The organism is Nocardioides sp. CER19 (assembly GCF_029846275.1).
Classification (GTDB): domain Bacteria; phylum Actinomycetota; class Actinomycetes; order Propionibacteriales; family Nocardioidaceae; genus Nocardioides.
On the sequence record NZ_JARVWS010000002.1, the window covers coordinates 925,473 to 938,187 of the forward strand.

Below are 12,715 nucleotides of genomic sequence, written 5' to 3' on the forward strand. Positions count from 1 at the left end.
CCTCCTCACTAGGATTCCGGTCATGACCCATGTCCTGTCCGCCGTCGCCTGGCCGTACGCCAACGGCCCACGTCACATCGGCCACGTGGCCGGTTTCGGCGTGCCCTCCGACGTCTTCAGCCGCTACATGCGGATGGCCGGGCACGACGTCCTCATGGTCTCCGGCTCCGACGAGCACGGGACGCCGATCCTGATCGCCGCCGACGAGGCGGGGGTGACCCCGCAGCAGCTGGTCGACCAGAACCACCGGCTCATCATCGAGGACCTGGTCGGCCTCGGCCTGACCTACGACCTCTACACCCGCACGACCACGCGCAACCACCACGTGGTCGTGCAGGAGCTGTTCCTCGGCGTCTACGAGAACGGCTACTTCGTCGAGCGGACGGCCTACGGCGCCATCAGCCCGTCCACCGGGCGGACGCTGCCCGACCGCTACATCGAGGGCACCTGCCCGATCTGCGGCTACGACGGCGCCCGCGGCGACCAGTGCGACAACTGCGGCAACCAGCTCGACCCGCAGGACCTCATCAACCCGCGCTCGAAGATCAACGGCGAGACGCCCGAGTTCGTCGAGACCAGCCACTTCTTCCTCGACCTGCCGGCGCTGGCCGAGGCGTTGGGGGAGTGGCTCGACGAGCGGGAGAAGACCGGCCTGTGGCGGCCCAACGTCATCCGCTTCTCGAAGAACATCCTCGACGAGATCCGCCCGCGCGCGATGACGCGCGACATCGACTGGGGCATCGCCGTCCCGCTGGACGGGTGGCGCGAGAACCCGACGAAGAAGCTCTACGTGTGGTTCGACGCGGTCATCGGCTACCTGTCCGCGTCGGTCGAGTGGGCTCGCCGTTCGGGTGACCCGGAGGCGTGGCGCCGGTGGTGGAACGCGCCGGAGGCGCTGTCCTACTACTTCATGGGCAAGGACAACATCACCTTCCACAGCCAGATCTGGCCCGCGGAGCTGCTCGGCTACAACGGCAAGGGCGCCAAGGGCGGCCGGCCGCGTGACCTCGGGGAGCTCAACCTGCCCACCGAGGTCGTCTCCAGCGAGTTCCTGACGATGGAGGGTCGCAAGTTCTCCTCCTCGCGCAAGATCGTGATCTACGTCCGCGACCTGCTCTCGCGCTACCAGCCCGACGCGTTCCGCTACTTCGTCGCCGTGGCCGGGCCCGAGAGCCAGGACAGCGACTTCACCTGGGCGGAGTTCGTCAGGCGTACCAACGACGAGCTGGTCGCCGGCTGGGGCAACCTGGTCAACCGCACCGCCAACCTGATCGCGAAGAACTTCGGCGAGCTTCCGGCGCTCGGCGAGATCACCGACGACGACCAGGCGGTGCTGGACCTGGTCGAGGGCGCGTTCGCGACCGTCGGCGACCTCATCGGCCGCCACCAGCAGAAGCGCGCGATCGGCGAGGCGATGCGGGTCGTCGGCGAGGTCAACAAGTACGTCTCCGACACCGAGCCGTGGAAGATCAAGGACGACGCCGACCGGCTGGGCACGGTGCTGCACGTGATGGCGCAGTGCGTCGCCGATCTCAACATCGTCCTGTCGCCGTTCCTCCCGTTCTCCGCCAACGCGGTCGACCGGGCGCTCGGCGGGACCGGCGACGTCGCGCCGCTGCCGCGGATCGAGGAGGTCGAGGACCTCGACGGCGGGCCGGGCTACCCGGTCATCACCGGTGACTACTCGGGCTTCCCGACCTGGGGTCGTCACCCGATCGCCGTCGGCACGCCGGTCGAGAAGCCGACGCCGGTGTTCACCAAGCTGGACCCGTCGGTGGTCGAGGAGGAGCTGTCCCGGCTGGGGCAGTGACTATCCGCGCGTGACCTCCAGCCCGAGCCAGGCGGCGAGCGCGTCGATCTCGGCCTCCACGGCGTCGCCGACGTCGGGCGTCCACGGGAAGTCCTCGTGGACGGCGTGGACGCGCAGCACGCCCGCCTTGCGGTCGGCCTTGGCATCGAGCTTCCCGACCAGCCGGTCGGCGTACAGGATCGGCAGGGCGAAGTAGCCCCATCGGCGCTTCGCCGGTGGCTTGTACATCTCGAGGACGTAGTCGAACCCGAACAGGTCGAGCGCGCGGACGCGGTCGTAGACCAGCCGGTCGTAGGGAGACAGCAGCGCCGCGCGCCCGTCGAAGGGTGTCGCGAGTGCCGTCAGCGCCTCGGGGTCGACCCGCCACTCCCCGTCGGTACCGTCCACGACCGCGGGATCACCGAGACCGCCGGAGCCGAGCTCCTCGCCGTTGGCCTTCGAGCTGCTGCGAGCGATGCCGAGGGCGTCGAGCCGGCGCCGGTCGAGCTCGGTCCGCGCGTCGTCGTAGGACGGCACCTCCAGGTCGGAGGGGTAGACCCGCTCCGCCAGGTCGTAGACGCGCAGCTTGCCGCGCCGGCCGGTGATCGCCACGTCGCCGAGCCGGGTGAGCAGCTCGAGGAGGCGGTTGACCGACCGGTCGTCGTTCCAGCCGCTGGAGGCCCACCGCACCTGGCAGGTGTCGGGGATCTCCGCGGCGGTCAGCGGGCCCTCGCCGTCGAGCCTGGCGAGCACGTCTCCACGGAACCCCTCGTTGGCGGCGAGCCACTCGTGGGCGGTCGGGTGCAGCTCGCGTGGTGCCGTCGCCAGCACCAGACCGATGTCGTCCATCGGGCGCACGAACGACGAGTGCTCGACCACCGACCGCTCCGCCTCGAGCGCGAAGGTCAGGTCGGAGTGTTCGTAGTCGCCGCCGAGCCGTGACCACAGCACCAGGTCGGCGCTGGGCGCGACCGCAGCGGTCGGGTCCACCTGCAGGAGCGTGAGCTCGTCCACGGTCTCCGCGACGGACAGCTCGCGCCGGGCGTCGAGCAGCTGCGCCCGGACCGCGATCCGGCGCGCATGGTCCCCGCTGAGACGCATCAGAGCCGCGCGAGCGCGGCCTTGAGCGGGTCGAGGCCGAGCGAGCCCAGGTTGAGCGCGTCGGTGTGGAACTGCTTGAGGTCGAAGTCGGCGCCCTTGCGTGCCTTGGCGTCGGCACGGGCCTCCAGCCAGATCTTCTCGCCCACCTTGTAGGACGGGGCCTGGCCCGGCCAGCCGAGGTAGCGCTTGACCTCGAAGTCGATGAACGCGGGATCCATCAGGCAGTGCTGGCCCATGAACTCCCGGCCCAGCGCCGGCGTCCAGGTCTCGCCCGGGTGGAACCCGAACGGGTTGTCGGCCGGGATCTGCAGCTCGAGGTGCATGCCGATGTCGATGATGACGCGGGCGGCACGGAAGGCCTGGCCGTCGAGCATGCCGAGCCGATCGGCGGGGTCGTCGAGGTAGCCGAGGTCGTCCATCAGACGCTCGGCGTAGAGCGCCCAGCCCTCGCCGTGGCCGCTGACCCAGCACAGCAGCCGCTGCCAGCGGTTGAGCAGGTCGGCACGGTAGACGGTCTGCGCCACCTGGAGGTGGTGGCCGGGGACGCCCTCGTGGAAGACGGTGGTGGTCTCGCGCCAGGGGCTGAACTCGGTCACCGAGTCGGGGATCGACCACCACATCCGGCCGGGCCGGCTGAAGTCCTCGCTCGGGCCGGTGTAGTAGATGCCGCCCTCGTTGGTCGGGGCGATCATCGCCTCGATGCGCCGGATCGGCTGCGGGATGTCGAAGTGGACGTCGGCCAGCTCGCCGATCACACGGTCGCCGAGCTCCTGCATCCAGCCGCGGAGCGCGTCCTTCGGGATCTTCCGCGCCGGGTCGGCGTCGAGGTGCGCCACCGCCTCGTGCAGCGTGCCGCCGGGGAGGATGCGCTCGGCCGTGACGGCCATGTCGTCCTCCAGCCGCTTGAGCTCCTCCCAGCCCCACGCGTAGGTCTCCTCGAGGTCGACCGTCGCGCCGAGGAACCGGCGCGACTCCAGCGCGTAGTGCTCGCGGCCGACGGGCTCGCGCTCACGCCCCTTCGGCGCCAGGTCCGACTCCAGGAAGCGGCCGAAGTCGGCGTACGCCGCGCTGGCGGCCGCGGCGGCCCGCTCGAGATCGCGCTCGAGCCCGTCGGGCGCACCCGCGACGAGGCCGGCGAAGAAGTCGCCACCCTCGCCCTCCTGGCCGGTCCAGTTGCGGACCTGGGCGGCCACCTCGACGTACTGGCGGCGCGCGACGACCCGGCCTGCGTCCGCCTCGGCTGCGAGCGTCACGCGGTAGTCGGACATGGCGGCCGGAATGCCCTCGAGCCTGGCTCGGACGTTGACCCAGTCCTCCTCGGTGGCGGTCGGCATCAGGTCGAACGCCTCGCGGATCTCGTGCGCGGCGCTGCCGATGACCGACAGCTGCGCGCGGGCGAGGCCGGCCTCGACCTCCTCCACCTCGAGTCGCATCCGCTCCAGGAACGCGTCGCGGGCGACCGCCTCCCGGTCGTCCGAGGGCGTGATGCCCTCGACGTCGCGCAGCGCCGCGAGCGTGGTGTGCTCCCGGGCTTCGAACCCGTCCGGGGACAGGTCGGGCAGCTCGTGGTCGTGTCCGGCGATGCCGGCGTAGGTCGCCATGAGCGGGTCGAGGGCGGCGAAGTCCTCGACGAACTGGTCGGTGCGGGCGTCGACGGGTCGGGTCACGGTAGGGACACTAGGACACGGCGCGCGCGTAGCGCTCGGCCAATACCCGGACGTGCTCGACGAGCTCGACCGGCGACTCCACGGTGAAGTCCAGGCCGAGCATGCTGATCCAGATCGCGATGGTCTCCAGGCTGTCGCCGCCGGTGACGAGCACGCTGCGTGCTGCGCCCTGCGGCTCGACGGTGCCGACCGCCGGGTTGATGCGGGCGACCACCTCCTCGGCCGGCGCGTCGATGGCGAGCCGCGCGTGCACCGCCCAGCCGGTGCGAGCGACCTCGCGCACGACGAACTCGGTCAGGTCACCGGGGAACTCGCGCGGGGCGAAGCGCCGCCCGCCGGGCGTCCGGAGGCGGAGCCAGTCGACCCGGTAGGGCCCCCACCGGTCGGCGGCGGGGTCGCGGGCCAGGAGGTACCAGCGACGCTGCCAGGCGACGAGCCGGTAGGGCTCGAGCTCGGCCGGCTCGTCGCGGTAGAACGCTCGGAGCCCCTGGTGGTCGCGGATCGCGTCGGCCAGCTCGGCGAGCAGCCTCGGGTCGACCGGCGTGTCGGGGAAGCGCCCGTCGGTGTTGGGTCCGGTGGTGGTGGCCGACGCGAGGGACGCCAGCCGGCGGCGCAGCCGGTCGGGGAGCACCTGCTCCAGCTTGGCCAGCGCCCGGGCGCCGGTCTCCTCGAACCCCGCGACGGCCGTCGCCGCCTGCAGCCCGACGGCGACGGCGACCGCCTCCTCGTCGTCGAGCAGCAGCGGCGGCATCTTGGCGCCGACCCCGAGGCGGTAGCGGCCACCCGGACCGCGCACCGCGTCGACGGGGTAGCCGAGCTCGCGCAACCGGGCGATGTCGTTGCGCACGGTCCGGTCGGTGACGTGCAGGCGACCGGCCAGCTCGGCTCCGGTCCAGTCGGGCCGGGCCTGGAGCAGGCCGAGGAGCTCCAGGAGCCGTGCCGAGGTTTCTCGCACGACCTCGAGAATAGCGGAACCTACCTTTCCTGAACCGCTCCTAGCGTCGTCTCCATCAGCACCGAGCCCCACGATCGGAGAAGAGACATGACCACGACGAGCACCATCACCCCGTTCGCCATCGAGGTGCCGCAGGCCGACCTCGACGACCTGCGTGCCCGCCTCGAGCGCACCCGCTTCGCGCCCGCAGCCCCCGGCGACTCCTGGGACTACGGCACGCCGGCGGCCTACCTGCGGGACATGGTCGAGCGCTGGAAGGAGCTCGACTGGCGGGCCGTCGAGCGGCGCGCCAACGCCCATCCCCAGTTCCTGACCGAGATCGACGGCCAGACCGTGCACTTCGTCCACGTCCGCAGCGGCGTGCCGGGCGCCACGCCGCTCCTGCTGGCGCACACCTACCCGGGCTCGTTCCTCGAGTTCCTGCCGATGATCGGGCCGCTCACCGACCCGGTCGCGCACGGCGGTCGTGCCCAGGACGCGTTCGACGTCGTCATCCCGTCTGTGCCGGGGTTCGGGTTCTCCACCCCGCTCTCGGGCGGAGGCTGGACGATGGCCCGCGTCGCGCAGACCTACGACGCCCTGATGCGACGCCTCGGCTACTCGTCGTACGGCATCCACGGCAGCGACGCCGGCGCGATGATCGGCCGGGAGCTCGCCGTGCTCGACCCCGAGGGGTTCCTCGGCGCGCACGTCCTCCAGCTGTTCTCGTTCCCCACCGGCGCGCCGGGGGAGATGGACGGCTTCGGCGAGAAGGAGTACGCCGCCCTGGCGCACCTGCAGTGGTTCCAGTCGGTCGGCGGCTACAACGCGATGAACGGCACCCGGCCGCAGACGATCGCCGCGGCCGTGTCGGACTCGCCGGTGGGCTGGCTGGCCTACAGCGAGCTCTTCGAGAACTTCGGCAACGGCACGTCGCTCGTGACGCCCGAGCAGGTGCTGGAGCAGGTGACGCTCTACTGGCTGACCAACACGGCGGCGACTGCCGTGCGCTACCACTACGAGACCGGGCACGCCGGGGTCGAACCGGTGGTCAGCACCGGGCGGATCGGCGTGGCCGTGTTCCGCGACGACTTCCAGACCATCCGCCGGTTCGCCGAGCGCGACAACGCGGGGATCGCCCACTGGTCGGAGCACCCGCGCGGTGGGCACTACGCCGCCCTGGAGGTGCCGGAGGACGTCGTCGCCGACCTGCGCGCGTTCTACGCTCAGGGCTGACCGACCACGACCCGCCCCGCGCCGTTCCCGGCCAGGGCGGGTCGCGCTCCGATCCAGGACTCGCCGTGCCAGCATCGGCGCGTGCGAGACGAGCAGCGCCTGCAGACCGGGACCCCCGAGTCACGAGCCTTCGCCGAGCGGGTGGGGCTCGTCATGACCCTCACCGCGCGGCTCAACGCGCTCCCGTTCGACGACCTCGCAGCGCGCCGGGAGGTGCTCGAGCAGATCTTCGGCGGGCCGGTTCCCGAGTCGCTGTCGATCCTCCCGCCGTTCTTCTGCGACTACGGCCTCGGCGCGTCGTTCGGCGAGCGGGTGTTCATCAACCAGGGCTGCTACTTCCTGGACCTCGGCGGCATCACCATCGGTGACCGCGTCCTCATCGGCCCGCGGGTGACCCTGAGCACCGCCGGCCATCCGGTCGAGCCGGGGGAGCGGTTCGACTTCATCACGCACGCGCCGATCGTCCTCGAGGACGACGTCTGGATCGGCGCGGCGGCGACGATCGCGCCCGGGGTGACCGTCGGCCGCGGTTCGGTGGTCGGCGCGGGCGCGGTGGTCGCGACGGACGTGCCCCCGATGAGCGTCGTCACCGGAGCGGGTCTCGTCGAGCGGAGGCGCTTGGGCTCGGCCTAGCTGGGGCCGTAGCCGTTGGGGTTGCGCAGCCTGTTGATGACCGACTCCTCGACGGCCGCGTCGCGGTCCCTCTGGAAGGCGGGGTTCGCCTGAAGGTCGACCTTCTGACGACCGCGGCGGCGGTCGTAGCGCCAGGCCCAGCCGAGGACGGCGAGCACCACGACGGCGACGATCACGAAGAACATGCGTGTTCCCTTCGGGAGTTCCTGGCTCGCAGTGTTGCACCTCGAACGGCGGTTGTCCTCGGCTCGCGGACTAGCAGCGTCGGTGCACCTGGATCCGCCCCGGACGAAGGCGTGCGACGCGGTAGTCAGGGTGGTCGGCGAAGGTGTGGTGGCGCCTGCAGATGAGCACGCCGTCGGCGAGGTCGGTGCTGCCGCCGGACTGCCACTGGTCGAGATGATGGGCCTCGCCCCACACCGCGGGACGGACACACCCGTCGACGGCGCAGGTGCCACCCTGTTGCACGACCATCGCCAGCCGCTGCTTCTTGCTGAAGAACCGTGCCTTGCGGCCCAGGTCGAGGATCTCGCTGTCGGTGCCGAGCACCGCCGGGATGACGCCTGACCGCGCCGCCAGCCGTCGGGCGAGCCCGGGGCTGACGGCGTGCCCCGTGGCGAGCTGGGCGGCTCGCAGGCCGCCGACCAGGGTGGTGAGGTCCATGGTGACCACGACGGAGGGGTCGCAACCGCCCATCGTCGGCAGTCCGGAGGCGGGGACGCGGTCGATGAGCTCGGCCAGGGCGTGCCCACGCCGCTCCTCGGCGGAGAGCCTGACCCCGGTCGTGGGGTCGTCGGTCGGGATCGGGTCGGGCCTGTCGGGGTTGAGCAGCGACTCGAGCATCCGCTGCAGCTTCACGCCGTGGAGGAGCGGGAGGCGGATGGTCCCGGTCGTGGTCGCGGTCAGCTCGTCGTGCCAGAGGTGGACGAACGTCCTCCGATCCGCCGCGGCTTCCGCACGAGCGAGCTGGGCGGCCAGCCGTGCCTCGGCACCGGAAGGGTCGATCACCTCGTCGAGGTGATCGGCGAGCCGCCGGAGCGCCCGGGTGTCGTGGGCGTGTGCCTCGCCCGTGAGGTACTCCTCCGCCTGCTCGCGCACGGCCGGGTCGAGGTCACGCGGCAGGGCGTCGAGAGCCGCGACGATCGTCGCGGCCGAGGCCACCGGGAAGGCGCCCGCCGCCAGCGCCGCGGAGGTGACAGGGTGCTCGGCGAGGGAGCGCGCCAGGGTGATCTGGCGCCTGGCATCGGCCGGCGCCAGCAGCACGCGGTCACGCAGCCACGCCATCAGGTCGACCACGCCGTCGTGGCTCGCGAGGTCGGACTGGTCGGCCTGGGCGACCAGCGCGAGCGTCAGCGCGGCGATGCGTGCCTGCGCGGCGAACGCCTCGGCCACGCACTCCGCCAGCTCCGTCGGCGCCAACGACCACGTGCGGCCGGCGTCGACGCCGTCGAGCCGCTCGTGCAACCGGCCGAGGAACCGGTGCACCTCGTGCCGCCGGTCGGAGGCCGGCGTAGGAGAGGGGTGGTCGCTGACGGCGGTCACCGTGCCTCCACTGATCGCTCGACGGGAAGGTCAGCAGATCGACGTGGAGGGGCCGAAGGGACGGCTCGGTGGGAACGACTTACGATCTGCTCTTATCGTACACCTGTTCGAATTGGTCCGCAAGAGCAGATCTGACTGATGTCTCTCTTCGACCGCGTTGCGCGGCGACCACCCAGATCCGGCGGGTGAGGTCGTCGATCGGCGAGCGATCAACTCCTCTCGCCGCTACCGGAGGTGGCGGGCGAAGAACCTGGCGGCATCCTCGCCGGCGTACGTCGGGACTCCCGTGTGTCCACCCATGTTCGCCTGGAGGGTCTTCTCCGCCGAGCCGAACGCGTCGAACAGGTCGAGGGCCGCCTGCCGGTCGTTGCCCTCGTCGTCCCACTGGAGCAGGACATGGACCGGGATCGTGACGCGGCGGGCCTCGTCGATGATGGCGCGGGGCACGAAGCTTCCGGCGAAGAGGCCGGCGGCGACGAGGCGTGGTTCGGCCAGCGCCAGGCGTACGCCGACGGCGATGACTCCGCCGGAGAGGGCGACCGGGCCGCCGATCTCGGGAAGGCCGAGAACCGAGTCGAGGCAGGCCTGCCACTCCGGGACCGCCGCGTCGACCAGCGGAAGGATCAACCGGTCGATCGTGTCGTCTGCCGGTCGCTCACCGGCCGCGATCGCCTGGCGCAGGTCAGCCCGTGCCTGCTCGACGGTCGGAATCGCCGGACGCTCGCCGCTGCCAGGTAGCTCGATGGTCGCCGAGGCGAAGCCCTCCGCGGCGGCGTGCCGCGCTCGACCCGCCAGGCGGGGGTACATGCGGCTCAGCCCGCCCGGATGACCGAGGAGGATCAACGGCACGGGTGCGGTCGGCGATGCGGACGAAGGCGTCCACAGCATGCCCGGGATGTCACCGATGGAGAATCCGCGCTCGTGCACGCCGTCGCGGAGTCGTTGCTCAGAGGAGAAGTGCATGGTCGTTCCTTCGGGAGTGCGTTCGAGCGGCGCTCCCGGACGACCTATCGCCCGACCGTGACCTCTGCGAGCAGCACCCATGTCGAATCGTTCACGGGTATCACCTCCTGGTCGTCGTACGGCCGTTGAAGGCTATCAGCGGGGCAGGCCGCTGGCCCGCCAGGCACCGCGGCCGTGCGCGAGCGCGCGGACCGTCGTCGCGCGGACGGCGCGCTCCGGGTTGGCCCACTCCGAGCGCGGTGGCTCGGGCGCGGACTCGCCACCGCCCAGGGAGGCGAACACGGCGACGATCGCTGCGATCTCCTCAGGGGCGGCGTCCGGGTTGACGACGTGCAGGACGGGCGCGGCGTCCGGCTCGCTGCCGCTCACAGCGCTGTTCTGTTCGAGGCCGCTCACAGCGGGATGTTCCCGTGCTTCTTGGGCGGCAGCGTCTCGCGCTTGGTGGCGAGCAGCCGCAGCGCGCGGGTGACCTCGGCGCGGGTCTCGTGGGGCGGGATGACGGCGTCGACGTACCCGCGCTCGGCGGCGATGTAGGGGTTGGCCAGCGTGGTCTCGTAGTCGTCGATGAGCTCGGCGCGACGGCCCTCGACGTCACCACCGGCGTCGGCGACGGACTTGAGCTCGCGGCGGTAGACGATGTTGGCGGCGCCCTGGGCGCCCATGACAGCGATCTGGGCGGTCGGCCAGGCGAGGTTGATGTCGGCGCCGAGGTGCTTGGAGCCCATGACGTCGTAGGCGCCGCCGTAGGCCTTGCGGGTGATGACGGTGACCAGCGGGACGGTGGCCTCGGCGTAGGCGTAGATGAGCTTGGCGCCGCGGCGGATGATGCCGTTCCACTCCTGGTCGGTGCCGGGCAGGAAGCCGGGGACGTCGACGAAGGTGAGGACCGGGATATTGAAGGCGTCGCAGAACCGGACGAACCGGGCCGCCTTCTCGGAGGCGTCGATGTCGAGGGTGCCGGCGAACTGCATCGGCTGGTTGGCCACGACACCGACCGAACGGCCCTCGATGCGGCCGAAGCCGACGATGATGTTGGGCGCGAACAGGCCTTGGACCTCGAGGAAGTCACCGTCGTCGACGACGCCGGCGATGACGTCGTGCATGTCGTAGGGCTGGTTGGGGGAGTCCGGGATCAGCGTGTCGAGGGCCCGGTCCTCGTCGGTGATCTCCAGGGAGGCGGGCGCCTCGTAGGAGGGTGCCTCGTCGAGGTTGTTCTGGGGGAGGAAGGAGAGCAGCGCCTTGACGTACTCGATCGCGTCCTCCTCGTCGGAGGCCATGTAGTGGCTGTTGCCCGACTTGGTGTTGTGCGCCCGGGCGCCGCCGAGGTCCTCCATGGAGACGTCCTCGCCGGTGACCGTCTTGATGACGTCGGGGCCGGTGATGAACATGGCCGAGGTCTGGTCGACCATGACCGTGAAGTCGGTGACCGCGGGGGAGTAGACGTGCCCACCGGCGCAGTTGCCCATGATCAAGCTGATCTGCGGGATCACGCCGGAGGCGTGCACGTTGCGGCGGAAGATCTCGCCGTAGAGGCCCAGGGAGACCACGCCCTCCTGGATGCGGGCGCCGGCGCCCTCATTGATGCCGATGATCGGGGAGCCGGTCTTGATGGCCAGGTCCATCACCTTGGTGATCTTCTCGCCGTAGACCTCGCCCAGCGAGCCGCCGAAGACCGTGAAGTCCTGCGAGAACACGCACACCTGGCGGCCCTCGATCGTGCCGTAGCCGGTGATCACGCCGTCGCCGTAGGGACGGGTCTTCTCCAGCCCGAAGTTGGTCGAGCGGTGCCGCGCCAGCTCGTCGAGCTCCTGGAAGGAGCCCTCGTCGAAGAGCATCTCGATCCGCTCACGCGCGGTCTTGCGGCCCTTCGCGTGCTGCTTCTCGACCGCCTTCGCCGAGCCGGCGTGAACGGCCTCGTCGATCCGCCGGTCGAGGTCGGCCAGCTTGCCGGCCGTCGTGTGGAGGTCGGCCGAGGTCGGGTTGCTCTGTGTCTCGTCAGGCTGGGCACTCACAGTTCGGCACACTAGTGCCCGTGAGCGAGGACACGAATGGGCGAGCCCCTCTCGATTCTGTGAGGATCACCACGGGCGATGACCCGTTTGTCGTCGAGATCCTGCCGGAGACGCCCTCCACCAACGCGGTCGTGGCCGAGCGCGCGCGGCAGGGAGCGCCCGAGGGCCTGGTCGTCGTCACGGAGCACCAGACGGCGGGCCGCGGCCGGCTCGACCGGACGTGGGAGACCCCGCTCCACTCGGCGCTGACGCTCTCGGTCCTGCTGCGCCCGCCGGTCGACCGCGTGCCGGCCCAGCGGTGGCCGTGGTTGCCGCTCCTCACGGGGCTGGCGGTGACGTCCGCGCTCCGGGAGGAGGGGTACGCCGCCGGGGTGAAGTGGCCCAACGACGTACTGCTGCGGACGCGCTCCGGCGAGGAGAAGAAGGTCTGCGGGATCCTCGTCGAGCGGGTCGAGACGCCGGACGGCCCGGCGGCGGTCGTCGGCATCGGGCTCAACACCTCGCTCACCGTCGCGGAGCTGCCGGTGCCGACCGCCACGTCGCTCGCGATCGAGTCCGGGGGTCCGGTCGACCGCACAGCGGTGCTGCGGTCGGTCCTGCGGGGGCTGCGCGGCCACTACGAGGACTGGGTCGCCGACCCGGACACGCTCCGGTCGGCGTACGCGGCGGCGAGCGTGACGCTCGGCCGCCAGGTCCGCGCCGAGCTTCCCGGCGGGGCGACGCTCGTCGGGAGAGCGACGGCCATCGACGCGAGCGGACGCGTCGTCATCGCCACGGAGCAGGGCGAGAAGGCCGTCGGCGCAGGTGACGTGGTTCACCTCCGGCCGGTCCGATAGTG

Annotated in this window: 12 protein-coding genes; 4 read left to right on the top strand and 8 right to left on the bottom strand. The window is 71.4% G+C overall.

All coding sequences use genetic code 11. The features are described from left to right. Positions 1 to 22 precede the first annotated feature (22 nt). Positions 23 to 1,810 carry a methionine--tRNA ligase gene (gene metG / locus QDS12_RS12975; protein ID WP_279879468.1) on the top strand — a complete coding sequence of 596 codons (1,788 nt, stop codon included), beginning with the start codon at positions 23 to 25 and terminating at the stop codon, positions 1,808 to 1,810. On the opposite strand, the gene QDS12_RS12980 is transcribed toward metG, so the two are convergent. The 3 genes from QDS12_RS12980 to QDS12_RS12990 are packed head-to-tail and all read right to left on the bottom strand — an operon-like array spanning position 1,811 to position 5,512. Next, the gene (locus QDS12_RS12980; RefSeq protein ID WP_279879470.1) at positions 1,811 to 2,890 is read right to left on the bottom strand and encodes a crosslink repair DNA glycosylase YcaQ family protein; all 1,080 of its coding nucleotides are present in this window, start codon (positions 2,888 to 2,890) and stop codon (positions 1,811 to 1,813) included. Beyond that, positions 2,890 to 4,557, bottom strand: coding sequence for a DUF885 domain-containing protein (locus tag QDS12_RS12985; protein WP_279879471.1), 1,668 nt, complete (start codon positions 4,555 to 4,557; stop codon positions 2,890 to 2,892). Before QDS12_RS12985 ends, QDS12_RS12980 begins: the two co-directional genes overlap by 1 nt. 10 nt (positions 4,558 to 4,567) lie before the next feature. Further along, positions 4,568 to 5,512, bottom strand: coding sequence for a WYL domain-containing protein (locus QDS12_RS12990; RefSeq protein ID WP_279879473.1), 945 nt, complete (start codon positions 5,510 to 5,512; stop codon positions 4,568 to 4,570). An 87-nt stretch (positions 5,513 to 5,599) separates the two neighbouring features. Between QDS12_RS12990 and QDS12_RS12995 the strand changes: the two genes are divergently transcribed. After that, positions 5,600 to 6,727 (top strand): epoxide hydrolase, encoded by a 1,128-nt coding sequence (locus tag QDS12_RS12995; RefSeq protein WP_279879475.1) that lies wholly within the window; start codon positions 5,600 to 5,602, stop codon positions 6,725 to 6,727. Between the two features lie 81 nt (positions 6,728 to 6,808). Next, on the top strand, positions 6,809 to 7,360 hold the full coding sequence (locus QDS12_RS13000; protein ID WP_279879476.1) for a sugar O-acetyltransferase: 552 nt from the start codon (positions 6,809 to 6,811) through the stop codon (positions 7,358 to 7,360). Here QDS12_RS13000 and QDS12_RS13005 read toward each other — a convergent pair. The 5 genes from QDS12_RS13005 to QDS12_RS13025 form a co-directional block, all read right to left on the bottom strand. Next, a complete protein-coding gene (locus tag QDS12_RS13005) occupies positions 7,357 to 7,545 on the bottom strand; it encodes a hypothetical protein (protein ID WP_279879477.1) in 189 nt (62 codons plus the stop codon). The genes QDS12_RS13000 and QDS12_RS13005 overlap by 4 nt on opposite strands. A gap of 70 nt (positions 7,546 to 7,615) precedes the next feature. Next, the gene (locus QDS12_RS13010; protein WP_279879478.1) at positions 7,616 to 8,902 is read right to left on the bottom strand and encodes an HNH endonuclease signature motif containing protein; all 1,287 of its coding nucleotides are present in this window, start codon (positions 8,900 to 8,902) and stop codon (positions 7,616 to 7,618) included. A 225-nt stretch (positions 8,903 to 9,127) separates the two neighbouring features. Further along, entirely contained in the window at positions 9,128 to 9,865 is a 738-nt protein-coding gene (locus QDS12_RS13015) for an alpha/beta hydrolase (protein ID WP_279879479.1), read from the bottom strand. A gap of 135 nt (positions 9,866 to 10,000) precedes the next feature. Further along, complete coding sequence (locus QDS12_RS13020; RefSeq protein ID WP_279879481.1) at positions 10,001 to 10,261, bottom strand: acyl-CoA carboxylase subunit epsilon; 261 nt, start codon at positions 10,259 to 10,261, stop codon at positions 10,001 to 10,003. Next, on the bottom strand, positions 10,258 to 11,877 hold the full coding sequence (locus QDS12_RS13025) for an acyl-CoA carboxylase subunit beta (protein WP_279879483.1): 1,620 nt from the start codon (positions 11,875 to 11,877) through the stop codon (positions 10,258 to 10,260). Before QDS12_RS13025 ends, QDS12_RS13020 begins: the two co-directional genes overlap by 4 nt. A gap of 59 nt (positions 11,878 to 11,936) precedes the next feature. Between QDS12_RS13025 and QDS12_RS13030 the strand changes: the two genes are divergently transcribed. After that, on the top strand, positions 11,937 to 12,713 hold the full coding sequence (locus QDS12_RS13030) for a biotin--[acetyl-CoA-carboxylase] ligase (RefSeq protein WP_279879484.1): 777 nt from the start codon (positions 11,937 to 11,939) through the stop codon (positions 12,711 to 12,713). Positions 12,714 to 12,715 lie beyond the last annotated feature (2 nt).

Coding starts and splice junctions, on each gene's coding strand:
- metG (WP_279879468.1), top strand. CDS start 23: ATGACCCATGTCCTGTCCGCCGTCGCCTGGCCGTACGCCAACGGCCCA.
- QDS12_RS12980 (WP_279879470.1), bottom strand. CDS start 2,890: ATGCGTCTCAGCGGGGACCATGCGCGCCGGATCGCGGTCCGGGCGCAG.
- QDS12_RS12995 (WP_279879475.1), top strand. CDS start 5,600: ATGACCACGACGAGCACCATCACCCCGTTCGCCATCGAGGTGCCGCAG.
- QDS12_RS13005 (WP_279879477.1), bottom strand. CDS start 7,545: ATGTTCTTCGTGATCGTCGCCGTCGTGGTGCTCGCCGTCCTCGGCTGG.
- QDS12_RS13015 (WP_279879479.1), bottom strand. CDS start 9,865: ATGCACTTCTCCTCTGAGCAACGACTCCGCGACGGCGTGCACGAGCGC.